Source organism: Ferrovibrio sp. GW821-FHT12D07, assembly GCF_058807275.1.
On sequence record NZ_JBXAQN010000002.1, the window covers coordinates 609,518 to 636,328 of the forward strand.

A 26,811-nucleotide genomic window follows, 5' to 3' on the forward strand; every position below is an offset into this window, starting at 1 on the left:
TTAAACCTTAACCGACCGAACCTTCGAGGCTGACGCCCAGCAGCTTCTGGGCCTCGACCGCGAATTCCATCGGCAACTTCTGCAGCACTTCCTTGCAGAAGCCGTTCACGATGGTGGATACGGCGTCTTCTTCCGACAGGCCGCGCTGGCGGCAGTAGAACAACTGGTCATCCGAGATGCGCGAAGTGGTGGCTTCATGCTCCACCTTGGCCGACCGGTTCTTCACTTCGATATAGGGCACGGTATGGCCGCCGCAGCGGTCACCAATGAGCAGGCTGTCGCACTGCGAATAGTTGCGCGCACCGGTCGCACCCGGCATCACCTTGACCTGGCCGCGATAGGTATTCTGCGCGCGGCCGGCCGAAATGCCCTTGGAGATGATCGTGGACTTGGTGTTCTTGCCCATATGGATCATTTTGGTACCGGTATCGGCCTGCTGGGCATTGTTGGCCACCGCCACCGAATAGAACTCGCCCACCGAGTCATCGCCCTGCAGGATCACGGACGGATACTTCCAGGTGATCGCCGACCCGGTTTCGACCTGGGTCCAGCTGATCTTCGAGCGGGCCCCGCGGCAGGCGCCGCGCTTGGTGACGAAATTGTAGATGCCGCCCTTGCCGTTCTTGTCGCCCGGATACCAGTTCTGCACCGTGGCGTAGCGGATTTCGGCATCTTCCATGCAGACCAGTTCGACCACAGCGGCATGCAGCTGGTTGTCGTCGCGCATCGGCGCGGTGCAGCCTTCCAGATACGAGACGTAGGCGCCCTTGTCGCAGATCAGCAGCGTGCGCTCGAACTGACCGGTCTTGGCTTCGTTGATGCGGAAATAGGTGCTGAGCTCCATCGGGCAGCGCACGCCCGGCGGCACATAGACGAACGAGCCATCCGAGAAGACGGCGGAATTCAGTGTGGCATAGAAGTTGTCGGTCACCGGTACGACCGAACCGAGATACTTCTGCACCAGCTCGGGGTACTCGCGCACCGCTTCGGACATCGAGCAGAAGATGATGCCCATGTCCTTCAGCTTGCCCTTGAAGGTGGTGGCGACCGAGACGCTATCGAACACGGCATCCACCGCCACACCGGCCAGGATTTCGCGTTCCTTCAGCGGAATGCCAAGCTTCTCATAGGTCGCCAGCAGTTCGGGATCGACCTCGTCCAGGCTCTTCAGCGTCTTTCGCTTCGGCGCGGAATAGTAATGGATGTCCTGGAAATCGATCTCGGGATAGCTGACCTTGGCCCAGGTCGGCTCGCCCTTTTCCTTGGCCATGCGCAGCCAGGCGCGATAGGCGCGCAGACGCCATTCCAGCATCCATTCCGGCTCTTCCTTCTTGGCCGAGATGAAACGGACGGTGTCCTCGCTCAGGCCTTTCGGCAGCAGCTCGGATTCAATGTCGGTGACAAAGCCGTACTTATAGTCGCCGGCCAGGCCTTCGACGGTTTCGATGGTTTGTGCATTGGCAGCCATGGGGCGTGGCTCCGAATTCTAAGCGTTGGGCGCCGACGCAGAGGCGCGCGGCGGCAGGGGACCGAGGAAGTCGTAGGAAGGCCGCGCCAGCTCGGCCAGCGTCACGCCTTCCAGCGCGCTGCGAATGGCCGTGTTGATGCGGTTGATACCCCGGCGCGAGACGCAGAGATTCTCGCGGTCGCAGGCGCTGGGCTGTTGGTGATCCGAGCACTGGGTCAGCGCGATGGGGCCATCCAGCGCCGTCACGATGTCGGCGATCGAAACCTGGTCAGGCGCCGCCGACAGGCGATAGCCGCCATGGGCGCCGCGATGCGAGATCAGCAGCCCGGCCCGGCCCAGCTTGGCCATGATCTTGGCAACCGTCGGTCCCGGCAGGCCGGTAGCGGCCGCCGCGTCCGAGGCGTTATGGACGCCTTCGGGTTCCGCAGCGATATGGGCCATGACCATGACGCCGTAATCGGCCAGTCGGCTCAGGCGCAACATGTTGCAAATCCTTCGCAATTAGCAATCCGGACCGCTTCGGTCCAGTTCGACGGCGGCAAATAAGACCAATCCGGTCTGGATTGCAAGATGATTTCGGAGATCAGGAAGTCAAGACAAGGATTAAAGGGGATTTTAAGGGTCCCGGGGCAATGGTTAATATTCAGAGTGGCGGAGGACGGGCGTGAACCGGAAAGAGCGGCGGGCACAGGAAAAAGGCACGGCAAAGCCGCCGGTGGCCGGGAACAATGCCGAAGCCCTGAATGAGCAGGCGATCCGGCTGTTCGGCGCCGGCCGCGCCGCCGAGGCGGTTCCGCTGCTGAAGCAGGCCGTGGCGCTGGCGCCCGGCAATGCCGCCTATCACAACAATCTGGGCGAACTGCTGCGGCTCTCGGGCGAGGCCGAGGGCGCCATGGTCGCGCTCGACCGCGCACTGGTGCTCAATCCGCGCTACCCCGAGGCCCACAGCAATCGCGGCAACCTGCTGCGTCAACTCGGCCGGGCCGCCGAGGCCGCGCAATCCTATGAGGCCGCGCTGGCGCTCAAGCCCGATTTCGCCGACGCCTGGAGCAATCTGGCCACCGCGCGCATGGACCTGCGCGATTTTTCGGCCGCCATCGCGGCGCTGCGCCGCGCCATCGCGCTGCATCCGGCCCAGGGGCTGTATCACAAGAATCTGGGGCTCGCGCTGCTGGAAATCGGCGACGAGGCAGCGGCCGAAGCCGCATTGCGCGCCAGCGAGCAGGCCGCCATCCGCTCGCCGGCGCTCGGCGTCGACATCCTGGTCGCACGCGGCGATCTGGCGCGGCAGGCCGGCAATCTCGATGACGCGCTACGCCTGTATGAAAAAGCCTGGCAGATGCAGCCCGGTCATCCTGAAGCCCATATGCGCTTCGGCACGGCGCTGATGGTCAAAGGCGACTATGCAGCCGCCTGGCCGCATTTCGGCGCACGCTGGAACATGAAGGGGCAGGAGGTCGACCGCCGCCCCTTCACCGTGCCGTTCTGGAAGGGCGAAGCCCTGCCGGCCGGAACTAAGCTGCTGCTATTCACCGAGCAGGGCGTCGGCGAAACGCTGGTGCTGCTGAGCTTGCTGCCGGAACTGTTCGCACGCGGGATCACGCCGGTGATCGAATGCGACCCGCGCATGATTCCGATCCTGCAGCGCAGCTTCCCCGGTCTGGACCTTCATGCGCGCGCCAATCCGCCGCACCCGCGCCTGCTGCAGGCCGATCTTCCGATGCAGGCAACGCTGTTCGATGTTGCCGCCATCCTGCGTCGCAGTGCTGCCGACTGCACCGGTGCGCTGCCGCTACAGGCCGATGCCGCGCGCGCCGCCGCCTTGCGTGCCCAGTATCAGCAGACCGATCCGCGCCCTCTGATCGGCATCGCCTGGCACAGCGGCAATCCGCAACTGGGGGCGCCGAAATCGGCGAAGCTCACCGATCTGGCACCGTTGCTCACCCTGCCTGGCTACCGTTTCGTCGACCTGCAATACGGCAACCGTTCTGATGACCGCGCGGCACTGAAAGCCGCCCATGGCGTCGAACTCCTGCATGATCCAGCCATCGATCAACTGAAAGACCTCGACGGTTTCGCCGCCCAGGTCGCGGCGATGGACATGGTGATCTCGACCAGCAATACGACCGCACATATGGCCGCCGCGCTGGGCAAGCCGACCTGGCTGCTGCTGCACAAGGGCATTTCGCCGCACTGGTACTGGACTTTGGACGGCAGCACGACCCCCTGGTATCCCACAGCCAGGCTATGGCGACAGGCCACGGTCAATGACTGGCGCGGCCTTGCGGAAATCGCGGCCTCCGAATTGCCCAAGATGCTTTAACTGGGCCCTCACCTCCGCTACATGATTGGGTGATGACCGACACGCTCGATACCGCCTTCCGCAATGCCATGCGCCGGCTGGCCGCCACCGTCACGGTGATTTCCACCACGGCAGATAACGGCTCGCGCCACGGCATGACCGCCACTGCGGTCACCTCCGTTTCGGCCAGCCCGCCGGCGGTGCTGGCCTGCGTCAACCGCTCGGCGGCGCTGCATGCCCAGCTTGGGATGGGTCACAAGTTCTGCATCAACCTGCTGCATTGCAGTCAGCAGCGATTGTCTGAAGTTTTCGCCGGCGCGATGGAAGGCGAGATCCGCTTTACCGAGGGCGACTGGCAGAATGACATCGACAACGTGCCGTTTCTGGTCGATGCCCAGGCGAATATTTTCTGCGAGGTCGAGGCGCTGCATGCCTATGGCAGCCATTCGATCTGCATCGGGCGCGTGCTGCGCGCCAACTGCCGCGTGGACGTGGCGCCGCTGGTCTACCAGGACGGCGCCTACATGTGCACGGGACCGATCGACTCTTAAGAGTAAGCCGCGACCGTCCTGATCAGGCGGCGGAACTCGCTCACCACCTTGCGTTCGACATGCTCGTTCAGCGCCACCACGCTTTTCAGGCGGCGCGGGCGCAGCGGCACCACGGGTGCCGTCATCATGGGACGCGGCGATTGCGGGCGCGGCGGCACCGGAATGCGCGGCCGCGCGGGCAGCGGCGTGATCTTGGCCGGCGCTGCCGGCTGCTTCAGGCCCGCACTCTGGCTCAAGGGCGCCAGCTTCAGCTTCGGATGTTCCTTGAAGCCGGCCGAGGCGAAGACCGTGATGCGCGCGACACCCTCGTCATTTTCATCGATCAGCAACAGCGTGGGATAGCGCGCGGCCAGCAGGGCGAAGGTCTCGTCGGCGAGGAAAGACGGCTCCGGGATCGCGCACCAGCGCTGCTGCGCCTCGAAACCGAGCGGCCGGCCATGCGCCTTGTAGAGGCGCGCGAGGCTGTCGGCAAAGGGGGCATCCTTGTGGAAGACCAGCACGACCTGGCGATGCAGATCGGCCGGGCTGTGCCGACGGCAGACCAGCAGCGCGAGTTCGTCGGCCTGTGCACCCAGCGCCGCCGCAGCCCCGAAGAAACCCAATACGGTGCCCGCCGCACGGACATCCTGCGAGAGGAATCCGAGGCGGTCGGCATGGCGGATAGTGCCGATGGGAGAGAAGAAGCGCGGCTGCAGGCTCATGGGTCGATCTCTGGCCGCCCTTCTAGCGGCTCGCCCTCCAGTATAGCCCCGGTTTAGCCAAGGAGTCTCGCCCACCAGCCATAGCGCCAGCCGGCGATACCCACCGCAATGAGCAGGGCCAGGAGGATATACAGCCCCCAGGGCGTGCGCGCCTCGGCATAGGGATCGGTCAGCGCCCGCTCCGACCCCGGTGGCAGCTTGGCCAGATGGGTCAGACTGCCGCCGAAGGGAATGTTGATCAGGGCACGGGCATTCACCGCCCAGCCATTGGCATCCAGCAGCGGGCCCAGATTGCGCTGCCGCAGCTTCATCGCCGCGATGATCATCGAGGGACCCGAGACCAGCAGCACCACACCGATGACGGCGAGCGGAATCTGCCACCAGGCCAGATTGAGGAAGCCGGTGACCACCGAAGCCAGCGCCGTGCCGATGGCGCCGATGGCCAGACCGATGGCCGCGAAGATGCCGGCAAATTTCGCCGCATCGAAAGCCGGCGGCGGTGGCGCAGCCGGTGCAGCAGCCGGCGCGGGCGCACCGGATAGCGCTTGTGTGCCAGTCTCGAGCAGCTTGGTCGTCATCTGCTGCTCGCTGGCCTTCGAGCGTGCGGTGGCGAATTTCTCGACCTGCTCGCCCAGGAACTTGCCCACCTTCTTGAACGGCAGCCAGAAGGCTTCGCGGATCGAGATCGGATGGCTGACGATCTTCACGATCACCGCATCCCAGTCATTGCCGGCGCGATCGTAGAACACGCCGTTGCGCCCGACCATCAGCTGGTCGGCATCGCCCGCCGTGACGGCGGCGGCAATCGTCATCTTCTCATTGGTCGGTTTGCCGTCGAGGCCGCGCCGGGTGACATCGCAATAGAGCAGATAGATGCGGCTGAGCACCGCCAGCGTCGCATGTTTGGCCGGATCGTCGACGGCGACGCAGAGATCACAGGAGCGGCCGTCAATATACAGCGTGCCGACCTGGAAGATCGCCTTGCCGCGCCGGGTATAGAAATCCTTGAAGGCAACGAAATTGTTGAGCAGCGGCACCAGGTCGCGCACATAGAGCGCCAGCGTTTCCACCGAGGCGATGGCCTCGAATTCCGGCGCCAGCGCGGCATCGGCAGCGATCAGCGCCGAAATCCGGGCCTGCGCGTCGCTGCTCTTGATCTCGCGCACCCGCGCAATGCCCAGCGGTTCGACCAGCTGGCCGGCCTTGCGCTTCAGCCATGCCATGGCAGGTTCAAGCTTCTCCTGCAGCAGCCGCCAGTCATCCGCGGTCAGCGCGCCTTTGTCGGACCCGAGCAGCGGCAGCACGGCCGCCTCGCGCAGGCGCGTCACGTCATCGGCCCAGGCGGGATTGATGCCCTGGCCCAGCGGCAGCGGCCGTTCAGCCTCGATGCGCGCCAGCGGGAAACCAGCCACCGCAGCCGTCGGCAACGACAGGTCGTTGTCGGAAATCGCGGCGAAATCCTTGTCATCGGCATTCAGCGCGGCGCCGGCCACCGGATCGAAGGCGGCCAGGCGGCAGCGGAAGAAATAATCATCGATCTTGGCCTGCAGGCTGCGCACGGCTTCCACCGCCGGCAAGGTGCCCTCGCCCAGCGGCAGGATTTCCGGCTTGGCCTTGGCTTCATCCCACCAGGCGACATAGGCATCGACGGCTGCGAAAAACGCATCGGCCTCTTCCGCAGCGATGCCGGCCTCGCCGCCGCGATCGGGCTTGGAGCCCGCCAGCCGCATGATCTCTTCCATAACCGCTGCAGTCGCCGGCTCTTTCGCCGCCGAGGGCGGCACAACGCCATCGCCGTTCAGCGTGGTCTTGGCAAAGATACGCCCGACATCGGCGGCGTCTTCGGGCGTGATCGCCGCAGCGTCGCCCTTGCCGATATTGGTGAGGATGCGTCTGGCCGATGCCAGGATGCGCGCGCCCTCCTCGGTGCTGTCGTCGATCAGGCTGAGCGGCAGTTCGGCATGGCCGGCGAACAGTGCGTCGGCGCTGTGCACCAGCTTGCAGGTCCAGCGCACGGCAGCCAGCAGCTCGGGCGCGCGGATGCGGCCGTCATGGTCGCCGTCGATCAGCTCGAGCGTGCGACGGTCGAAATCGATGCCGCGCACCGGGCAGCTCAGCGCCAGCCAGAGCTTCTGGTCGAGTTCGGACAGGTGATGCAGGTCCTCGCCCGTCTCCAGCCGGAGCTGGTCGAAACCGCCGGCCCGGAAAAAGCGCCAGCGATGGGGATTCTCGTTCACCGGCCGGGCCTGGATGGCGGTGCCGGTGGGATCGGTCTGCGCGTCGGCCATGGTTATCCCCGTACGAAAAGCTGGGCGGATGCCCGATTGCACCTCATCGCCCCCGGGAAATCCAGCCTTTTCAAGGACCTGACAGGCCCCGCGGTGGCCAGTCAGGGCCTATCCGGCGCCAATCCCGGCCAATTGCAGCCAATGGAACGCCAATTCGAGCCAATTCGAGCCAATTCTGTCCAATTTCATCCAATTTCATCCAATTCCGCCCCGGCCATGACGGGGTGGCGGCCCTTTCCACCACTCCAGATAGGAACAAAATAGAAACTTTCAAGCAGGAACACTCCCCGCCGCCTCGGGTTGGCCCTGCAAGCCCGCAAAAACAGGAGGACCTCGTGGCACAGAAAACCAGAACCCAGACCATCACGGCCCCCGATATCGACATGCCCGACACCGATCTGTTCGGCGCGCGCAATCGTGGCAGGGCTGGACGCCCCCTGGCGCTGGTCACCGGCGCCTCCAGCGGCATCGGCTACGAGCTGGCGCGGCAACTGGCGCAGCACGGCCATGACCTGCTGATCGCTGCCGACCATGAGGGCAACCTGCGCGAAGCCGCTCAAGGGCTGGTGAATGCCAGTAATCTGCGTGATGGGGGCGTGCAGGTGGAGACCGTGACCTGCGACCTGGCGACGCGTGAGGGCGTCGAGCGCCTGTATGACGCGGCGAAAGCCATCGGGCCGGTGGATGTGCTGTGCTGCAATGCCGGCGCCGGCGTCTATGGCGATTTCGCCGAAACCGACCTGGAGGCCGAACTGCGCATCATCCAGCTCAACGCCGTCTCGGTGGTGCATCTGACCAAGCTGGTGCTGCAGGACATGATGCAGCGCCATCGCGGCAAAATCCTGATCACGGCCTCCACCGATTCCACCACGCCCGATCCCTATCTGGTGGTCTATGCCGCCACCAAAGCCTTCGTGCTGTCATTCGCCGAAGCCATTCGCCACTCGCTGCAGGATACCGGTGTCTCGGTAACCGCACTGCTGCCGGGACCGACCGACACCAACTTCTTCAATCGCGCCGGCATGCAGCGCTCCAAGGTGAACGAGAGCGCCAAGACCGATCCGGCTGAAGTGGCCCGCAAGGCCTATCGCGCACTGATGCGCGGCGACGATCACACCATCGTCGGCTGGAAGAACAAGGCGCAGGTGGCCATGCAGTCGGTGCTGAGCGATCCGGTGAAGGCCGCCATGACGGCCGGCGCAACGGAGCCGAAGGGCCGCTAGGCCTTCCCCGGCTGCGTCCGCACATTGCCGCAATACGTCATCGGGGTTTCCCGATTCTGGCGTAAGCGGCCATCAAGCGCTCGGCAGCATTTCTGCCGCGCTGCTCCATGTCAGCCATGGTCGGCTGTTTGGCCAGGCCCATCAGCAGGCGAAGCAGGAGATTTCCCCAAAGGAGGGAAAAATAGAAGTCGCTGATCTCGGCAGGCGGCGCCGGGAGAAGAAGCTTGTCTTCCTGCGCCTTCTTGACCAGATCGATGAATATTTCACGGCTCGGTTCCCAGCCACGCTCGTTCAGCGCCCTGGCAATGTCAGGCGTTCTATGCGCCTCCGCAACAGCAAAGCGGAATACGGTGAGGACGCCGGGATCGCAGACACCGGCCATCAGCGCCGTTCCGAATCTGGCCAGCGTTATCGACAAGGCTTCCGGGCTTGAAGGCCGCGGCAGGGCGAGCGGACGCTGCATCTGCTGCGTCCGCCATTTGATGCACTCCACTACGATGGACTGCTTGTCCGCGAACAGCGCGTAGAGCTCGCGCTTCGAGACCTTGGCGCGGGTCGCGATCTCCAGGGTGCTCGTTCCATCGAAGCCGAATTCCCTGAAAGCCTCGAACCCGGCACGCAGGACGCGCTCACGGATATTATCCTGAGATTTCGGGGGTTCTGGGGTTTTTACGGTCTTGCTCACGACGCTCTCTTGACATGGTACTACCACGTACCATATAGCCTTGTCATTCGGTACCTGCTGGTACCAAAAGGACAGGCGCGGTTTTCGCTCTGCCCGTCGCAAAAAGGAAACCTGAATGCTTAACCTCGTCACCATTTTTCAGAACACGCCGGTATGGGCGTATGTGCTGTTCGCCATCCTGCTGGCGCTTGGCCTGGTGTCACTGAAAACGCGGACCGTAAAAGTCTGGCGGCTTCTGGTGGCTCCGATCGTGTTCATTGCCTGGGGCGTCTATGGCCTGGTGCTCAGGCTGGATGGTTCGGGCCTGCTGCCGCTGTACTGGACCTGCGCCGCGGCCATCGCCGCGCTGCTCGCCTGGTATGGCACCAATCTCGACACGATGGAGCCCGACCCGGCCCACAGCCGCGTCCGCATCAGGGGATCGGCGTTTCCACTGGCGCGGAACATGGTGCTGTTCTTCGCAAAATACGCCATCGGGATCGCCATCGCGTATGCCGCTTTAGACCGGCAGACGCTTTACGCCCTGGATGTCGCCGTCTCGGGTGTGAGCCTGGGGTATTTCGCAGGCTGGCTCCTGCGCTTTAGCCAGCGCTACCGGCGCAACGCCATCCCGGCTTGAACGCATCATCGATACCGACCTGCAACGCACGAGACCTGATCATGATCGACAGACGCCGCTTCCTGAAAGCTACAGCCTTGCCGTTCGCCCTGTCGGCGGCATCGGCCGTCATTCCCTCTGCATTACTGCCCCCGACGCTGGCGCGAGGTGCCACCCTGTCCCCGCCCACCCAGCGCGTCATCGAAGCAAACGGCATCCGCATCAATATCGCCGAGCAGGGTACCGGCCCGCTTGTCGTGCTCTGCCATGGCTTCCCGGAAACCTGGTATTCCTGGCGTCACCAGATGACGGCCCTCGCACAGGCCGGCTTTCATGTGGTCGCCCCCGACATGCGCGGCTACGGCCTGAGCGACAGCCCCGAGGCCATAGACCAGTATACGGTCTTCCATCTGGCCGGCGATCTGATCGGCGTGCTCGATGCACTCGGCGTCCGCTCCGCCGTCATCGTCGGACATGATGTCGGTGCCAGCGTCGCATGGCAGGTGGCGCAGATGCGCCCCGACCGCGTGCGCGGGGTCGCGGCCCTCAGCGTCCCCTTCCGTCCTCGCGGCAATGTCCCGCCGACCACTGCCATGCCGCGCACCGCGGATGCCGAGTTCTACATGCTCTACTTCCAGAAACCGGGTCCGGCCGAAGCGGAATTCGAGGCCGATCCGCGACTGACGCTGCGCAGCATGCTGTATGGCGCGTCCGGGAATGGCGTCGCGGCAGCCCGGGCCGCGGCTGCCGCCGGCGGGCCGCCACTGAACATCGGCATGGTGCCGCATGGCGGACGGTTCCTGCGGGGCGCGCCGGCTCCCGCGACCCTGCCGGCATGGCTGACAGAAAGCGATGTCGATCACTATGCCGCCCAGTTCAAACGCAGCGGCTTTCGTGGTCCGCTGAACTATTACCGGAATCTGGACCGCAACTGGGAAGTCTCATCCCCGCTGGCCGGCATGCCCGTCACCGTGCCCGCACTCTTCATGGCGGGAGATCATGACTTCTTCATCTCGGCGCCCGGGATGGACCAGTTGCTGGCGAATCTGAAGCGGTTCGCGCCCGGCCTGCAGAAAATCCAAATCCTTCCGGGTTGCGGCCACTGGACCCAGCAGGAGCGGCCGGAAGAGGTCAATGCCGCACTCCTGCAGTTCATCCGCTCGCTGCCCGAGGCACCGCGCTAACATTTTCTCCCTCCGGCCCAATGCAACACGGCCGCAGGATTGCTCCTGCGGCCGTGTTCCCGTGGTTGGTCGCCGGCTCTGCAAATCGGCGACCGAGGAAAGAGTGCCCTGCGCGTCAGGTCCGCGCGGCGGACTTGTAGCCCTTCTGCACCACCAGCTGGCGACGCATCGCCACGACCTGGCGCGTGGTCATCTTCAGCTCGTCATCGAGGCGGCGGCGACGGCGCAGCGTGGCCGAGAAGCTGTCGATATCCGACAGCGTGCTGCCGCAGCGGCGGGCGAAATGGCCGCTCATCAACTGGATTTCCTGGTCGCAGATCTCGCGCTCCTGCTGAAGCTGCAGGGCCTGGCGCTGGGCGTCTTCGATCTCGGTCTTCAGGCTGACGAACATTGGATACCTCCACATCTCGCTACGAATAATGGGCTCGTTCTTATGGAGAGAGCCTAGCGGGAAGCGGGGCGCAGCGGGTGTGATCTGGCTGCTATAGATCGGAGACCGGTGTGACTGGCCTGTGACCTGGAGGCGGATTCGGGGACAGGGCTGTGACCCGGGCCGGATTCAGGCAATCCGGGGGCGGAAAACCGGGCTTAAAGCCAGCCACTCTTGCGGAATCGCCAGAACAGCCAGCCGCAGACGAGGGCAATCGCCCCCAGCACGACGAAATAGCCGTAGTCCCAGCGCAGCTCGGGCATGTTCTGGAAGTTCATGCCGTAGATGCCGGCAATCGCCGTCGGCACCGCCAGGATCGCGGCCCAGGCGGCAAGCTGGCGCACGATATCGTTCTGCCGCACGCCGGCCAGCAGGATTTCGGTTTCAAACGCCGCCGCCAGACCTTCACGCAGGGCGTCGATCGATTCCGCCACGCGCTGCACGTGATCGTGCACATCGCGGAAATAGGGTCGTATCTCGGGCGTCAGTAACGGCAGGTCCAGCCGCTCAAGCCGGCTGCTGACTTCCAGCAGGGGCAGCACCGTGCCGCGCATGACACGCAGGTCGCGACGCAACTGGTAGATGCGGGAGATCATCTCGCGGTCCAGCGTCTCGTCCAGCACGTGGTTCTCGATCTCGCGCAGTTCCTCGGCGATGTCGTCGATGACGGGGAAGAAATTGTCGGCGACGAAATCGACAATGGCATGCACGGCAGCCTGTTCGCCCATCTGCAAAAGATGCGGCATGCGCTCCAGGCGACTGCGTACCTCGGCATAGGACGACGACGCGCCATGGCGCACCGAGATGACATAGCCCTTGCCGGCGAAGATATGGGTCTCGCCGTATTCCACATCGCCGTTCACCAGTCGCGCGGTACGCAGCACAATGAACAGGCTGTTGCCATAGATTTCGATCTTGGGGCGCTGATGCGCGGCGGCGGCATCTTCGACCGCCAGCGGATGCAAATCGAAGCGCTTTTGCAGGGTCTGCAGTGCGACGGGCTCGGGGTCATGCAGGCCGATCCAGACGAAATCGGCGCCGCCGGGCACGTCCAGACCTTCGGTGCTGAATGGCACGTCGCAGAGGCGATTGCCCTTGCTGTCATAGGCCGCACAGGCCACTACACCACGCATCGGATGCTCCATTCAGGTCACGGCTTCCATATAACGCCGTAAACCTGAAAAAATACTCAGAATCCGGCCCGATCAGAAGCCGGCGATGGCGGTGCGGTCGACCCTGGCCAGCACGTCGAAGGGCAGCATGGCATGCACGCCCTTGTTGCCATCCACCACCTGGGTTATGCGCAGGTCGCAGGCCAGGCTGCAGAGCGCATAGGCATCGTTGGCGGCCAGGCCGGCGATGGCGCCCAGCGCGTCGATCATGTCCTCCAGTGCGCGGTTGGCGGCGTCGTCCAGATCGGGATCGAAAGCCATGGTGATCAGATGGGTGGGCGTCACCGCGCGCGGACGCGGCAGGCGACGCTTCTTGTGCAGGTGGAAGGTGAAATCTCCTTCCAGCGCGGTTTCCAGCGCCGTGAGATTGACCTCGCCGTCGCCCTGGCAGGCATGGCCGTCGCCGGTGGAGAACAGGCCGCCCTTCACGAAGACCGGCAGGTAGAGCACCGTGCCGGGGATCAGTTCGCGATTGTCGATATTGCCGCCGTATTCGCGCGGCTCGATGGTCGAGACGCGGCCGTAATTGGGCGGCGGCGACACGCCCATGACGCCGAAGAAGGGCCGCAGCGGCACGACGGAGCCCCAGGGACAGGTGGCGGTGCGGGCGTTGCGGTTGATTGGAATCTGCAGCAGCCGGCCTTCGGGGAAACGATGCGGCAGCGCACCGCGCAGCGGCCGGTTGGCATTCCAGCCCCAATCCTGGATCAGGCGCACGTCGTCGATGCGCACCTCCAGCACGTCGCCCGGCTCGGCGCCCTCGATGGCGACAGGTCCGGTGAGGATATGGCCGGGCATCACCGGTTTGAGCTGTTCGACGATAGCGCGATGCTCAGGCAGCACGGCCAGACCGCTGCTGTCCGGCGGGATCACATCGGCGCCGCCGGAAACCGTGCGGATGGTGACCTGCTCGCCCGGCGCGACCGTGAGCACGGGTTTCAGCGTGGCGTCGAAGAAGCCCCAGTGGACGGTCTGCGGCGTGGGTTCGAGCCTGTGGGCCATGATGCGCTCCGAGGGAAAACTGCGGATGAGCCTAGTCGCATGGCGGTGGTCGGCCAAGCCGGACCACCGCGGACCAAATCAGGCATGAGCAGAAACGAAAACGGCGACCCGGAGATTGTCATCTGGGGGGTCGCCGTCTCAGTGCTTTGTTGAGAATGGTGGGCGCACCAGGGCTCGAACCTGGGACCCGCTGATTAAGAGTCAGCTGCTCTACCAACTGAGCTATGCGCCCGCTCTCAAAAGCCGCGTGAAAATATCCGGATTCGCCGGAATTGCAAGGGCTATGGGGAAATGAAATTCCGCCGCCGATCCAAAGGCTTAAATCGGCCGATTCGTTGAGGAAACGGCGTCAGAGCCCGCTCATGTGACGTGGGATTTCCACATCACGGTGCACATAGCAGTTGATCAGCAGGCCGATGCCGACCAGCAGCGTCATCATCGCGGTACCACCGTAGGAGACCAGCGGCAGCGGTACGCCCACCACCGGCACCATGCCCGACACCATGGCGATATTGATGAAGACATAGAGGAACAGCATGGTGGTCAGGCCGCCGGCCAGCAGGCGGGCGAACTGGCTGCGCGCGCGCAGCGCGATGGCATAGCCATAGGCGATCATCAGAATATAAAGCGAGATCAGCACCAGCGCGCCGATCAGACCATGCTCTTCCGCCAGCATGGTGAAGATGAAGTCGGTCTGCTTTTCGGGCAGGAAGCTCAGATGGCTCTGCGTCCCCTGCATGAAGCCCTTGCCCGAGAAGCCGCCAGACCCCAATGCAATCTTCGACTGAAGAATGTGGTAGCCCGAGCCGAGCGGGTCCTGCTCGGGGTTCATGAAGGTGAGCACGCGCTTTTTCTGGTAGTCATGCAGCAGCGTCCACAGCACCGGCAGCGCGCTGCCGCCGCCGATGATGACCAGGATGAATTTCCAGGCGCGCACGCCCGCAAAAAAGAACACCGCGCCCGAGGAGGCCAGCAGCAGCATGGCAGTGCCCAGATCCGGCTGCTTGATCACCAGGATGACCGGCACCAGCACGATGGCCAGCGGCAGGATGAGCCAGCGGATCTGGCCGACCTCGTCATAGGACAGGCCGTGGAAATAGCGGGCGAGCGTCAGCACCAGCGAAATCTTCATGATCTCGGACGGCTGCACATGAATGACGCCGAGATCGAGCCAGCGCTGTGCGCCCATGCCGATGCGGCCGAACAGCTCGACCGCGATCAGCAGCACCAGGCCGACGCCAAACACCAGATAGGACAGCCGCATCCAGATGCGGATATCGGTCACCGCGATGGCGACCATGATCACCAGGCCGATCACGAAACGCACCATCTGGCGATCGGCCCAGGGATCGATGTCGCCGCCGGCGGCGGAATACAGCGTGGCGAAGCCGATGCTGGCGATCAGGGTGATCAGCAGCACCAGGCCCCAGTTGATGTCGCGCAGCTTGCGGCCGAAACTCAGGTCGTTGCCGCGGCTGGACCAATGAGGCATGTCAGCCGCCTTCCTTCTGGGAATTGGCAGTCGTGGCCGCCGTATTGGGACCAGGCGTGCGCTTGCCCTTGCGCGACGGATCGAGCTTCTGGCACTCCAGCAGGATGTCGCGGGCGACCGGGGCCGCCGCCGTGGAGCCGCCGCCACCGTGTTCGATCACGACGCAGCAGGCATAACGCGGATTGCCGACCGGGGCGAAAGCCACGAACAGCGCGTGATCGCGCTCTTCCCACGGCTTCTCTTCATTCTTGCGCACGCGGGTCTCGCGCTCCTGGCGGCTGATGCGCCGCACCTGGCTGGAACCGGTCTTGCCCGCCATGGCGTATTCGGCCAGCGTGATGCGGGCGCGATGCGCGGTGCCGCGCGGCGGCGTGGTGACGCGGATCATGCCTTCCCAGGCCAGTTCAAGCTGCTCGCGCTTGATATTCAGATGCGGCCAGCGCTCACGCGCCGTCCGCTGGTCGGTGGCCGGGCCATAGGCGTCGTCCTGCCGCACGATGCGCGGCAGCACGGCATAGCCGCCATTGGCCAGGCGCGCCGCCATCACGCAAAGCTGCAGCGGCGTGGTGGTGATGTAGCCCTGGCCGATGCCGGTGATCAGGTTCTCGCCCTGATGCCACGGCTGGTTCAGCACCGCCTGCTTCCAGCTGCGCGTCGGGATCAGGCCGCGACGCTCGCCGGTCAGGTCGATGCCGGTGAATTCACCCAGACCCAGTTTCTTGGCCATCTCGGCGATCTTGTCGACGCCGGTGCGGCGCGCCGTCTCATAGAAGAAGACGTCGCAGCTTTCCTCCAGCGCCGACACGAAGTTCATCGTGCCGTGCCCGCCCTTCTTCCAGCAATGGAAGGTATTGTTGCCGAATTCCATATGGCCGGCACAGGACACACGGGTATCGGGCGTGATCGTGCCCGCCTCCAGCGCCGCCATGCCGACCAGCATCTTGAAGGTGGAACCCGGCGGATACTGGCCCTGCACCGCCTTGTTGATCAGCGGCTTGTATTTGTCATTGTTGAGCTGGCGCCATTGCGGCCCGGTGATGCCGACGTTGAACCAGTTCGGGTCGTAGCCCGGATTGGAGACCAGGCACATGATCTCGCCGGTATGGATGTCCATCACCACGCCGGCGCCGCTTTCCTCGCCAAAGCGTTCCTGCGCCATGCGCTGCAGGTCGGCGTCGATGGTCAGCACGATGTCGTCGCCGGGCTGGCCGTTATGGCGCTGCAGTTCACGGATGCCGCGACCGAAGGCATTCACCTCGATCTGGCTGTGGCCGGCGCGACCGCGCAGGCGTTCGTCATAGACCTTTTCCACGCCGCTCTTGCCGATGCGGAAACCGGGCAGCTCCAGCAGCGGATCGTCGCCCAGTTCCGTCTCCGACACCGCGCCGACATAGCCCACCACATGGCTGAAAGTGGCGGCATAGGGATAGTCGCGGGTTTCGCCGACATCGAGCTGCACGCCCGGCAGGTCCGGCGAATGCAGATTGATCTTGGCGAAATCCTCCCAGGACAGGTTCTCGGCCACCACGACCGGCACGAACTTGCGGCGGCGTTCGATCTCACGCTTTACGCGGGCGCGCTGGGTATCGTCGACCTGGATCAGCTTGGACAGCGCTTCCAGCGTGGCATCCACATTGCGGGTCTGCTCGGCCACGATGAGGACGCGATAGTTGCGGCGGTTGGATGCCAGCTCATGGCCGTGGCGGTCGACCACGCGGCCGCGACGCGGCGACAGCAGCCGCATGTTGATGCGGTTCTCTTCGGCCAGCAGGGCGTATTTGTCGGATTCCAGAACCTGCAGGTAATACAGGCGGCCGGCCAGCGCGCCGAACAGCGCCAACTGCGCCGTGCCCAGCAGCAGCGCGCGGCGGGTGAACACCTGTTGCAGATCGTTGTCGCGGCGATTCATTGCCATGACATCACACCGCGAGCGATCCGCGCAGCCAGCGGCGCTCCAGGCGGCTCAGGCCCCAGTAGATGGCGGGATAAATCGTCAGCGAGAGAATCATCTGCGCCAGCACCGGCGCGGTGGGCAGCAGCCGCCAGTGCAACAGCGAGACCAGCGCCCAGCTCAGGGGCAGCACTGCGCCGATCAGCAGCGCAAACGCCGTCCAGTTCACCAGGAAGGACGAGCCGAGGAAAACCCGGCGCTGCGACACACCCAATTCATGCACGGCGACCAGGATCAGCGCGTTCATGCCCAGCAGGCCGCCGCTCAGCACATCCAGCAGCAGCCCGATCAGGAAGGCGCCGACCATGGTCATGAGATCGGAGCGGAAGATGCTCCAGTAGAATACCGCCATCAGTGCAAAGGACGGCGCCACGGTATCGAAATAGGGAAGCCCGATGGGCAGCAGGCCCAGCAGCACCAGGACGATGCTGCTCAGGATCGGCAGCAGGGCACGGATGCGGCGGCTGATCTGGCGGAGCAGCGCTATCATGCCGCGCTCCTATCGCCGGGGCGGAGCAGTCGGCGCAAAGGCCGACGGCGCGGCCGGGTTCTCCGCATCGATGCGGGTCTCGTCGAACTGCATGACGCGCAGGAAATCCAGGCGTCCCAGATCGACAACCGGACGAACGCGGATGACGCCATCAGTGGAAACGATCTCGCCAACCGGGATGCCGGCCGGGAACTGGCCGCCATCGCCCGAGGTGACGACATGCATGCCGGTGGCGGGCTTGGCCGCGCCGGTGAGGTATTCCAGGCGCGGGAAAGCCGAGTTGTCGCCGGTCAGCACGGCGCGATGGCCGCCTTCCTGCAGCATGACCGGCAGGCGCGAGTTCAGGTCGGTGACCAACAGGATGCGGGCGGCACGGACGCCAACCTCGGCGACGCGGCCGGCATAACCGCCCTGGCCGATCACGGCCTGGCCCTTCTTGATGCCGTCCTTGGTGCCGACATTGAGCAGCACGGTGCGGACGAACGAACTGCCACCATCGGCGATCACGCGGCCGCTGACATAGGTCTGGCTCAGATCAGGCCCGGCGGAGAGCATCTGGCGCAGCGCGGCATTGTCCTGCTCGAGACGACGCGCCACTTCCTGCCACTGCAGCAGACGGGCATTCTCGGTACGCAGGCGGAAGTTCTCGTCATGGACGAACAGGATGTCATCGACCCAGCCGATCATGGCATTGATCACGCTGACCGGCTGCGACACGGCGGTCAGCACCGGTTCGATGATATCGGCGCCGGCAGCACGCACACGTTCGATCGCCGGACGGTCGACACGCCCCAGAAGAATCAGGGCGACGGCAGCAGCCAGCAGCAGCAGGAACGCAAAGCGCTGCAGCAGCGCGCGCAATGGCGCTGCGACCCAAGCACTGCGTCCAGACCGTCTTGCCATATGCCTTCCTCGACCCCTGCGTCGTCAGGCCACCGCGCCCCTTAATAGGGCGGGTTGTAGAGAACGTGCTTCAGCGTCTTCATCTCTTCCAGCGCGCGGCCGGTACCCAGGGCCACGCAGGACAGCGGCTCATCGGCAATCGACACCGGCAGGCCGGTCGCATGACGCAGCACCAGGTCCAGATTGCCCAGCAGCGCGCCGCCGCCGGTGAGCACGATGCCCTTGTCGACGATATCGGCGGCCAGTTCCGGCGCGGTGTGTTCCAGCGCGACCTTCACGGCTTCGACGATGGCGCCGACCGGTTCGGCCAGGCTTTCGGCGATCTGGCGCTGGTTGATCACCAGCTCCTTCGGCACGCCGTTCATCAGATCGCGACCCTTGATCTCCATCGACAGGCCGTTGCCGTCTTCCGGCGGTGCAGCCGAGCCGATCTGCTTCTTGATGCGCTCGGCCGAGGCCTCGCCCACCAGCAGGTTATGATTGCGACGGATGTAGGCGATGATCGCCTCGTCCATCTTGTCGCCACCGACGCGCACGCTGCGCGAATAGACGATGCCGCCGAGCGAGAGCACCGCCACCTCGGTGGTACCGCCGCCGATGTCAACGACCATCGAGCCGGTCGGCTCGGTCACCGGCAGGCCGGCACCGATCGCGGCAGCCATCGGCTCTTCAATCAGGAAGACGCGGCGCGAGCCGGCGGACTCGGCTGAGTCCATGATGGCGCGACGCTCGACCGCGGTGGAGCCCGACGGCACGCAGATGATGACCTGCGGCGAGGCGAAACTGCGGCGGTTGTGAACCTTGCGGATGAAATGCTTGATCATTTCCTCCGCCACTTCGAAATCGGCGATCACGCCGTCGCGGAGCGGGCGGATGGCTTCGATGTTGCCCGGCGTACGGCCCAGCATCTGCTTGGCTTCGTCGCCGACGGCGAGAACCTGCTTCTTGCCGCGGTTGTTGGCGATCGCCACCACGGACGGTTCATTCAGCACGATGCCTCGACCCTTGACGTAGACCAGCGTGTTGGCCGTGCCCAGATCAATGGCCATATCGGCCGACATGAAACCCATCAAACGCGAGAACATTGAGAAAAACCCTCACCAGCGAAATATCGCGCCGTTATCGCCCTTGGGACCGGAATAGCGCAACCCCCAGCCCCCCTATTTTTACCCCAGCAAAATCAGGCACTCATGGCGGCCGGAGCCGTCTTTTCCCGTTTCACCACCAGCTTGTTCAAGGCATGGATGTAAGCCCGGCAACTGGCCACCAGCGTATCGGCGTCAGAAGCCTGCCCATTCACTGTTTTACCGCCCTCTTCCAGCCGCACGGTCACCTCGGCCTGGGCATCGGTGCCCTGGGTCACGGCATGCACCTGATAGAGCTGCAGATTCACCTGATGCGGGAACAGACCCTTGATGGCGTTGAAGATCGAATCGACCGGCCCGTTACCGGTGGCCGTGATCGCCTTGACGGCGCCATCGATCTCCAGCTCCAGCTCGGCGCGCTGCGGCTCCTTCGAGCCGGCGACAACCTGCAGCGAAACGAAACGAATCCGGTGGCTGTCATGGGCCACGGTATCATCCACAAGGGCGACGAGGTCTTCGTCGAAGACCTCCTTCTTGCGATCGGCCAGATCCTTGAAGCGGCCGAAGACGTCGTTGAGCTGGTTGTCGGCAAGCTGGAAGCCGAGTTCCTCGAGCTTCTTGCGGAAGGCATGGCGGCCGGAATGCTTGCCCATCACCAGGGTCGAGCGGTTCAGGCCGACCGATTCCGGCGTCATGATTTCGTAGGTGCCGGCATGCTTCAGCATGCCATCCTGGTGGATGCCGCTTTCATGCGCGAAGGCATTGGCGCCGACGATGGCCTTGTTGGGCTGCACCACGAAACCGGTCACCGCCGACACGAGCCGCGAGGCCTTCATGATGTCGGTCGTCTTTATTCCCGTTTCAAATTGCATGGCATCGGGACGCGTGCGCAGCGCCATGACGATTTCTTCCAGCGCGGCATTGCCGGCACGCTCGCCCAGGCCATTGATGGTGCACTCCACCTGGCGCGCGCCACCCATGACGGCGGCCAGCGAGTTGGCGACCGCAAGGCCCAGATCGTTGTGGCAATGCGCGGAAAACCTGGCTTTATCGCTATTCGGGATGTTTTCGATCAGATAGCGCATCAGCGCCGTATATTCCTCCGGCACCGTGTAGCCGACGGTGTCGGGCACGTTGATCGTGGTGGCGCCAGCCTTGATCGCACTCTCGATCACGCGGCAGAGGAATTCGCGATCCGACCGCGTGCCATCCTCGCAGCTCCACTCCACATCGTCGCAGAGATTGCGCGCATGGCTGACACTATCGATCACCGCCTGATGCACCGCCTCGGGTTCCATCTGCAGCTTGAACTTCATATGCAGCGGCGAGGTGGAGATGAAGGTATGGATGCGCGCGCGCTTGGCCGGGCGCAGTGCTTCCCAGGCGCGGTCGATGTCCTTCTTGCCGGCGCGGGAGAGGCCGCAGACGGTGGAGTTGACGACGCGCTTGGCAATTTCATTGACGGCTTCGAAGTCGCCGTTCGATGCAATCGGGAAGCCGGCCTCGATGACATCGACACCCATGCCTTCCAACACGGATGCGATCTTCAGCTTCTCTTCCAGATTCATGGAGGCGCCGGGCGACTGCTCGCCGTCGCGCAAGGTCGTGTCGAAGATGATGACGCGCTCGCGCGCGCCAGTGCTCGCCGCTGTCGTCATGTCAGACCCCTTCTCGCCAATGCACGGCATCCACCCGCCAGCCCAACCCGAAAAAGGCGGCGTAGCGGGAATCTTGCCGTGGTTTCCGTGCTTTAACCATAGTCTACACGCTCCGGCGGGGTCCGAGCAAAGGCCGAAAAGTCAAAGGCCTTCATGGACTTGCACGGCTACTCTCCGATACCAGGCTTAAAAAGGGGTGAATTTGCCGGAAATGCCCGCCAAGCGGGTTAATAGCCTGAAAACACGGTGAAATTGTGTCGGGGCCGGTAAACCCGCCAGGGATGTCCGGCCGACCCGGAAAATGGCCCCGCCGGCCCCGGACAAACCGCCCCGGCCCGTCGATACTGCCGGGATGCCGAATCCTCCCACCTCCTCACCCTCAGCCTTGCGGCTGGACCGGCTGGCCACGCCGATCGGGCCAGCCCTGCTGGTGACCGACGAGGGTGGCCTGTTGCGTGCGCTCGACTGGATGGATCACGAGGACCGCCTGCAACGCCTGATGCGGCTGCATTATGGCGCAGCGGCCGGGCTGACGGCCGGCAAGGCACCGAAAGACCTGCGCCGGGCGCTGGATCGCTATTTCGCCGGCGACCTGAAACAGATCGACGGCATCGCCTGCGCCACGGCCGGCACGCCATTCCAGCGCAAGGTCTGGGCCGCGCTGCGCAGAATCCCGGCCGGCAAGACCATGACCTATGGCGCACTGGCGGCGAAGCTCGGCTCGCCGACCGCCATGCGTGCGGTCGGCGCAGCCAACGGCGCCAATCCGATCAGCCTCGTCGTGCCCTGCCATCGCCTGATCGGCGCGAATGGCTCGCTGGTCAAGTATGGCAGCGGGCTGGAGCGCAAGCGCTGGCTGCTGATGCATGAAGGCGCGGCCATCGCCGCAGCCTGATCGTCAACGCTGCGGCGGCGGGCGCGGTGTATCCTGTGGCCACAGGAGACCACGGTTTTCGCCATTGAAGCTGGTCTTCTGAACTGCGGACAGCCGGGCCAGACTATCCGGCGCGGGGCTTGCCGTGAGGGCGCTGTCGGCCAATGCCGCAACCACCAGCGCCTCGACCGCGCGCTCCTCGGCACCCGGCAGCGTCGCAGTCATAACGCCGATGATCCCGCGCGAGGGCAGCACGAACACACGCTGCCCCTTGAAGCCATTGGCGTAGAAATAATCGACTTTTGTCGCCGAGCGGCCGATCCACCAATGCAGGCCATAATACGGTCCCGCCCCGGGCTGCCAGGCCATGCGGATATAAGCGGGATCGCAGATCGGACGGCCGTTCCAGATGCAGTCCTGCAGATACAACTGACCGAGCTTGGCCATGTCCATGGGCCGCAGGCGTCCGCCCCAGCCGCCCGGATAGCGGCCCGCCGCATCCCTGAACCACCAGTCGTAATTCTTCATCTGCAGCGGTTCGAACAGCAGCTCTCTCCCCGTGCTCAACAAATCCTTGCCGGAAACCGCCGCGATCACCGCCCCGGTGACCGTCGCATCGCCATCGGAGTAATTGTACTTCGTGCCAGGCTTGGCGATGGTGCGCGGCGACAGGGCAACGTTCAGGCGATCGACCTCAAGCGGATAGATCGGATGGGTGCCGGCGCTGGGCGCATGCGTGTAGTCGAGACCCGAAGCCATCTGCATGACATTGCGCAGCGTAAGGCGGCTGCCCCTCGCCCAGGCATCCTCGGCAAGGGCGGGCGGCTTGGTGAGATGGGTGCCGACCGGTTCGTCGATCGACTTGAGCTTGCCGCTGTGCAGCAGGGCACCAACCAATGTGGACGAGATCGACTTGGTGACGGAATAGATGTTGTGATTATGCTCGCGTCCGATGCCGGTCTTGTAACGCTCGAATACCAGCTTGCAGTCCCGCAGGATCAGCAGGCTGAGCACGTCGTACTTCTTGGCATCGATGGCGTCGTTGAGCGCCACAAGCGGATCGGCCAAAGCGCCGACATTCTGAGGCGCGGATGGGAAGTCCCGGCCGACCGGTTCCTGGCACTGCCCGCCCGCTGTATTGGCGAACGCGACCGACGACGCCAGACCGAACACCAGAACCAGCCCGCACAGTAATGATTGCCGCATGACTTCCTCCCCAGGCTGCCCCGATTGCCTGTGCAACCGTATGGGGGACATGCAGACGGCACCATAATCTTCCTGGGTAAGCGCGCGCCGGAGCACATAAAAAAGCCCCCGGTGACGGGGGCTTTTTCGCAACGATACAGGATCGTTTAGTTCGAGCGGCCCTTGTCGACCAGCTTGTTCTTGGCGATCCAGGGCATCATGGCGCGCAGCTTGGCGCCCACTTCCTCGATCGGATGCTTGGCCAGTGCCGCGCGGGTCGCCTTGAACGAGGTCTGGTTGACCTTGTTTTCCAGCATCCAGTTGCGGGTGAAGCGGCCGGACTGGATGTCTTCCAGCACGCGCTTCATCTCGGCCTTGGTCTCGGCCGTCACGATGCGCGGACCGGTGACGTATTCGCCATACTCGGCCGTGTTCGAGATCGAGTAGTTCATGTTGGCGATGCCGCCTTCGTAGATCAGGTCCACGATCAGCTTCACTTCATGCAGGCACTCGAAGTAGGCCATTTCCGGCGCGTAGCCGGCTTCGACCAGGGTCTCGTAGCCGGCCTTGATCAGCTCGACCAGACCGCCGCAGAGCACAACCTGCTCGCCGAACAGATCGGTTTCGCATTCTTCCTGGAAGGTGGTCTCGATGATGCCGGCCTTGCCGCCGCCATTGGCCGAGGCATAGGAGAGCGCGATTTCCAGCGCGTTGCCCGAAGCATTCTGGTGCACGGCAACCAGCGACGGCACGCCGCCGCCCTTCAGGTATTCCGAGCGCACGGTGTGGCCCGGGCCCTTCGGCGCGATCATGAAGACGTCGAGATCCTTGCGGGGCTCGATCAGGTTGAAATGGATGTTCAGGCCATGCGCGAAGGCAAGGGCGGCACCTTCCTTCATGTTGTCGCGCAGATCGTTGGTCCACAGGTCGGACTGGCCCTCATCGGGGGTCAGCACCATGACCACGTCGGCCCACTTGGCGGCCTCGGTCGGGGTCATCACCTTGAAGCCGGCCTCTTCAGCCTTCTTCACGCCGGCCGAGCCCTTGCGGAGCGCGACGGCGACGTTCTTCACGCCGCTGTCCTTCAGGTTCATGGCATGGGCATGGCCCTGGCTGCCGTAGCCAACGATGACAACCTTCTTGCCCTTGATCAGGTTCAGGTCCGCATCGCGGTCGTAGTAAACGCGCATCTCAGTCTCTCCTCAGGAAAAAGCGTCGTTATCCGGTTCAATTAAAGGGGCTTGGGGCCGCGGCTGATCGCCACCACGCCGGTGCGCGACACATCCACAAGGCCCAGCGGCTTCATCAGTTCGACGAAGGCCGTGATCTTTTCCGGCGCGCCGGTCAGTTCGAAGACGAAGGACTCAATCGTGCTGTCGACGGCGCGGGCACGGAAGATATCGGCAATGCGCAGGCTCTCGACGCGCTTGTCGCCCGTGCCGGCCACCTTGATCAGTGCCAGTTCGCGCGCGATATGCGGGCCTTCGACGGTCAGGTCGTGAACATTGTGCACCGGCACCAGCCGGCCCAGCTGCGCCTTGATCTGCTCGATCACATTGGCGGGGCCAGAGGTGACCACCGTGATGCGCGACAGATGCGCGGCATCGCTGACCTCGGCCACCGTGAGGCTTTCGATATTGTAGCCACGGCCGGAAAACAGCCCGACCACGCGGGCGAGGATGCCGGGCTCGTTATCGACGAGGACGGACAGGATATGGGACTGGATCGGCTGCTGCGGCACGGACATGGGATATGCTTCTATGTTCGATGGCCTCAGACGAGGGCCATGCCTTCTTCGCTGACGGAGGCGTTGGTCGGGTCTTTCGGCTTGTCGTCGGCGAGAATCATCTCGTTATGGGCAGCGCCCGACGGCACCATGGGGAAGCAGTTCTCGGTCTTGTCGACCGCGACATCCACCACGACGGGACCATCGATCTTGATCATCTCCTTGATGACGCCATCGAGATCGGCCGGGTCGGTGACGCGCAGGCCGGTGCAGTGGAAGGCCTCGGCCAGCTTGACGAAATCGGGCAGCGATTCCGAATAGCTCTGCGAGTAGCGGCCGCCATGGAGCAACTGCTGCCACTGGCGCACCATACCCATATATTCGTTGTTCAGGATAAACACCTTCACCGGCAGGCGGAACTGCGCCGCGGTGCCGAGCTCCTGGATGTTCATCAGGATCGAGGCCTCGCCGGCGATATCCACCACCAGCTTGCCCGGATGGCCGAGCTGCACGCCGATGGCGGCAGGCAGGCCGTAGCCCATGGTGCCCAGGCCGCCCGAGGTCATCCAGCGGTTCGGCTTGTTGAACTTGTAATGCTGGGCCGCCCACATCTGGTGCTGGCCGACTTCGGTGGTGATGAAGGTGTCCTGATCCTTGGTCAGCTCGTAGAGGCGTTCGATGGCCAGCTGCGGCTTGATGATCTTGGAATCCTTCTTGTACTTCAGGCTTTCGCGGGCGCGCCACTGGTCGATCTGCGCCCACCACTTGTCCAGCGCCTTCTGGTTCGGCTTGTGGCCGCCCTGTTTCCAGGCGGCGATCAGCTGTTCCAGCACCTTGCAGGCATCGCCGACGATATTGAGGTCGCAGCGCACGGTCTTGTTGTGCGAGGACGGATCGATATCGACATGAATCTTCTTCGAGCCCGGTGAGAAGGCATTCAGGCGGCCGGTGATGCGGTCGTCGAAGCGCGCACCGATGTTGATCATGACATCGCAGTCATGCATCGCGTGATTGGCTTCCCAGGTGCCATGCATGCCCAGCATGCCGAGGAACTGCTTGTCGGTGGCGGGATAGCCGCCCAGGCCCATCAGCGTGTTGGTGATGGGGAAGCCGGTCAGCTTGACCAGTTCATGCAGCAGTTCGGACGCACGCGGACCGGCATTGATGATGCCGCCGCCGGTGTAAAAGACCGGACGCTCCGACGCGGCCATCAGCGCGATGGCTTCCTTAATCTTGGCGGCCTCGCCCTCGATCTGCGGACGGTAGGTCTTGTGGCGAATGTTGTCCTTGGCCGTGTAGCTGCCCTGCGCGACCTGCACATCCTTGGGCAGGTCGATCACCACCGGACCCGGACGGCCATTGGTGGCAACATAAAAGGCCTCGTGCACCACGCGGGAGAGATCATCCACGTTTTTGACGAGATAGTTGTGCTTGGTGCAGGGCCGCGTGATGCCGGTGGTGTCGCATTCCTGGAAGGCGTCGGTGCCGACGAGATGCGTGGCGACCTGGCCGGTCAGGCAGATGACGGGAATCGAATCGAGCAGCGCATCGGTCAGGCCAGTGACGGCATTGGTGGCGCCGGGGCCGGAGGTGACCAGCACCACGCCGGGCTTGCCGGTCGAACGGGCATAGCCTTCCGCAGCGTGAACCGCACCCTGCTCGTGACGGACCAAGATGTGGCGGATGGCATTCTGCTTGAACAGCGCGTCATAAATCGGGAGTACCGCGCCGCCCGGATAGCCGAAGACGACCTCAACACCCTGATCCTGCAGGGCCTTGATCAGCATTTCGGCGCCGGACATTTGGGCCGGCACAGCCTGCGCTGCGGTAGACATGACACTCA

At 64.1% G+C, this 26,811-nt stretch carries 24 protein-coding genes and 1 tRNA gene; 6 read left to right on the plus strand and 19 right to left on the minus strand.

The genetic code is table 11. The features are described 5' to 3' along the window. Nucleotides 1–7: 7 nt before the first annotated feature. Nucleotides 8–1,468 (minus strand): Fe-S cluster assembly protein SufB, encoded by a 1,461-nt coding sequence (gene sufB / locus AC1RRE_RS14795; RefSeq protein ID WP_492981956.1) that lies wholly within the window; start codon nt 1,466–1,468, stop codon nt 8–10. 18 nt (nt 1,469–1,486) lie between these two features. After that, nucleotides 1,487–1,951 carry an SUF system Fe-S cluster assembly regulator gene (locus AC1RRE_RS14800; protein ID WP_492981957.1) on the minus strand — a complete coding sequence of 155 codons (465 nt, stop codon included), beginning with the start codon at nt 1,949–1,951 and terminating at the stop codon, nt 1,487–1,489. A 181-nt stretch (nt 1,952–2,132) separates the two neighbouring features. Between AC1RRE_RS14800 and AC1RRE_RS14805 the strand changes: the two genes are divergently transcribed. Both AC1RRE_RS14805 and AC1RRE_RS14810 read left to right on the plus strand, forming a co-directional pair. Further along, nucleotides 2,133–3,791 (plus strand): tetratricopeptide repeat protein, encoded by a 1,659-nt coding sequence (locus AC1RRE_RS14805; protein ID WP_492981958.1) that lies wholly within the window; start codon nt 2,133–2,135, stop codon nt 3,789–3,791. 32 nt (nt 3,792–3,823) lie between these two features. Further along, nucleotides 3,824–4,321, plus strand: coding sequence for a flavin reductase family protein (locus AC1RRE_RS14810; RefSeq protein WP_492981959.1), 498 nt, complete (start codon nt 3,824–3,826; stop codon nt 4,319–4,321). On the opposite strand, the gene AC1RRE_RS14815 is transcribed toward AC1RRE_RS14810, so the two are convergent. Next, nucleotides 4,318–5,022: a hypothetical protein gene (locus AC1RRE_RS14815; protein WP_492981960.1), complete on the minus strand. Its 705-nt coding sequence runs from the start codon at nt 5,020–5,022 to the stop codon at nt 4,318–4,320. The genes AC1RRE_RS14810 and AC1RRE_RS14815 overlap by 4 nt on opposite strands. A 53-nt stretch (nt 5,023–5,075) precedes the next feature. Beyond that, a complete protein-coding gene (locus AC1RRE_RS14820) occupies nt 5,076–7,310 on the minus strand; it encodes a hypothetical protein (RefSeq protein WP_492981961.1) in 2,235 nt (744 codons plus the stop codon). 335 nt (nt 7,311–7,645) lie between these two features. Here AC1RRE_RS14820 and AC1RRE_RS14825 point away from each other — a divergent pair, with 335 nt between their 5' ends. Next, nucleotides 7,646–8,533, plus strand: a complete 888-nt coding sequence (locus AC1RRE_RS14825; RefSeq protein ID WP_492981962.1) for an SDR family NAD(P)-dependent oxidoreductase — start codon at nt 7,646–7,648, stop codon at nt 8,531–8,533. Between the two features lie 37 nt (nt 8,534–8,570). Here AC1RRE_RS14825 and AC1RRE_RS14830 read toward each other — a convergent pair whose 3' ends face one another. Continuing rightward, the gene (locus AC1RRE_RS14830; protein WP_492981963.1) at nt 8,571–9,218 is read right to left on the minus strand and encodes a TetR/AcrR family transcriptional regulator; all 648 of its coding nucleotides are present in this window, start codon (nt 9,216–9,218) and stop codon (nt 8,571–8,573) included. Between the two features lie 115 nt (nt 9,219–9,333). Between AC1RRE_RS14830 and AC1RRE_RS14835 the strand changes: the two genes are divergently transcribed. Both AC1RRE_RS14835 and AC1RRE_RS14840 read left to right on the plus strand, forming a co-directional pair. Further along, complete coding sequence (locus AC1RRE_RS14835; RefSeq protein ID WP_492981964.1) at nt 9,334–9,837, plus strand: DUF6622 family protein; 504 nt, start codon at nt 9,334–9,336, stop codon at nt 9,835–9,837. Nucleotides 9,838–9,878: 41 nt separating this feature from the next. Next, a complete protein-coding gene (locus tag AC1RRE_RS14840) occupies nt 9,879–11,000 on the plus strand; it encodes an alpha/beta fold hydrolase (RefSeq protein ID WP_492981965.1) in 1,122 nt (373 codons plus the stop codon). A gap of 115 nt (nt 11,001–11,115) precedes the next feature. Here the strand turns inward: AC1RRE_RS14840 and AC1RRE_RS14845 are convergent, their stop codons facing one another. The 10 genes from AC1RRE_RS14845 to AC1RRE_RS14890 form a co-directional block, all read right to left on the minus strand. Next, a complete protein-coding gene (locus AC1RRE_RS14845) occupies nt 11,116–11,391 on the minus strand; it encodes a hypothetical protein (protein ID WP_492981966.1) in 276 nt (91 codons plus the stop codon). Between the two features lie 197 nt (nt 11,392–11,588). After that, complete coding sequence (locus tag AC1RRE_RS14850; RefSeq protein WP_492981967.1) at nt 11,589–12,563, minus strand: magnesium and cobalt transport protein CorA; 975 nt, start codon at nt 12,561–12,563, stop codon at nt 11,589–11,591. 72 nt (nt 12,564–12,635) lie between these two features. Continuing rightward, nucleotides 12,636–13,604 carry an acetamidase/formamidase family protein gene (locus tag AC1RRE_RS14855; RefSeq protein WP_492981968.1) on the minus strand — a complete coding sequence of 323 codons (969 nt, stop codon included), beginning with the start codon at nt 13,602–13,604 and terminating at the stop codon, nt 12,636–12,638. A gap of 156 nt (nt 13,605–13,760) precedes the next feature. Next, nucleotides 13,761–13,836, minus strand: a tRNA-Lys gene (locus AC1RRE_RS14860). Between the two features lie 117 nt (nt 13,837–13,953). Next, a complete protein-coding gene (rodA, locus tag AC1RRE_RS14865; RefSeq protein WP_492981969.1) occupies nt 13,954–15,096 on the minus strand; it encodes a rod shape-determining protein RodA in 1,143 nt (380 codons plus the stop codon). 1 nt (nt 15,097) lies between these two features. Then, a complete protein-coding gene (gene mrdA, locus AC1RRE_RS14870; protein WP_492981970.1) occupies nt 15,098–17,011 on the minus strand; it encodes a penicillin-binding protein 2 in 1,914 nt (637 codons plus the stop codon). Between the two features lie 4 nt (nt 17,012–17,015). Further along, nucleotides 17,016–17,537, minus strand: a complete 522-nt coding sequence (gene mreD / locus AC1RRE_RS14875; protein WP_492981971.1) for a rod shape-determining protein MreD — start codon at nt 17,535–17,537, stop codon at nt 17,016–17,018. Between the two features lie 9 nt (nt 17,538–17,546). Beyond that, nucleotides 17,547–18,440, minus strand: a complete 894-nt coding sequence (gene mreC, locus AC1RRE_RS14880) for a rod shape-determining protein MreC (RefSeq protein ID WP_492981972.1) — start codon at nt 18,438–18,440, stop codon at nt 17,547–17,549. 41 nt (nt 18,441–18,481) lie between these two features. After that, nucleotides 18,482–19,525: a rod shape-determining protein gene (locus tag AC1RRE_RS14885; RefSeq protein WP_144066920.1), complete on the minus strand. Its 1,044-nt coding sequence runs from the start codon at nt 19,523–19,525 to the stop codon at nt 18,482–18,484. A 95-nt stretch (nt 19,526–19,620) separates the two neighbouring features. Then, nucleotides 19,621–21,183, minus strand: coding sequence for a 2-isopropylmalate synthase (locus AC1RRE_RS14890; RefSeq protein WP_492981973.1), 1,563 nt, complete (start codon nt 21,181–21,183; stop codon nt 19,621–19,623). A 352-nt stretch (nt 21,184–21,535) separates the two neighbouring features. On the opposite strand from AC1RRE_RS14890, the gene AC1RRE_RS14895 reads away from it, so the two are divergent. After that, complete coding sequence (locus tag AC1RRE_RS14895; RefSeq protein WP_492981974.1) at nt 21,536–22,078, plus strand: methylated-DNA--[protein]-cysteine S-methyltransferase; 543 nt, start codon at nt 21,536–21,538, stop codon at nt 22,076–22,078. Between the two features lie 3 nt (nt 22,079–22,081). On the opposite strand, the gene AC1RRE_RS14900 is transcribed toward AC1RRE_RS14895, so the two are convergent. From AC1RRE_RS14900 to AC1RRE_RS14915, 4 genes are all read right to left on the minus strand, one after another. Continuing rightward, nucleotides 22,082–23,263 (minus strand): serine hydrolase domain-containing protein, encoded by a 1,182-nt coding sequence (locus AC1RRE_RS14900; protein ID WP_492981975.1) that lies wholly within the window; start codon nt 23,261–23,263, stop codon nt 22,082–22,084. Between the two features lie 146 nt (nt 23,264–23,409). After that, a complete protein-coding gene (ilvC, locus tag AC1RRE_RS14905; RefSeq protein ID WP_492981976.1) occupies nt 23,410–24,432 on the minus strand; it encodes a ketol-acid reductoisomerase in 1,023 nt (340 codons plus the stop codon). Between the two features lie 41 nt (nt 24,433–24,473). Continuing rightward, entirely contained in the window at nt 24,474–24,989 is a 516-nt protein-coding gene (gene ilvN / locus AC1RRE_RS14910) for an acetolactate synthase small subunit (RefSeq protein ID WP_492981977.1), read from the minus strand. 26 nt (nt 24,990–25,015) lie between these two features. Beyond that, on the minus strand, nt 25,016–26,803 hold the full coding sequence (locus tag AC1RRE_RS14915) for an acetolactate synthase 3 large subunit (RefSeq protein WP_492981978.1): 1,788 nt from the start codon (nt 26,801–26,803) through the stop codon (nt 25,016–25,018). Between the last annotated feature and the right edge of the window lie 8 nt (nt 26,804–26,811).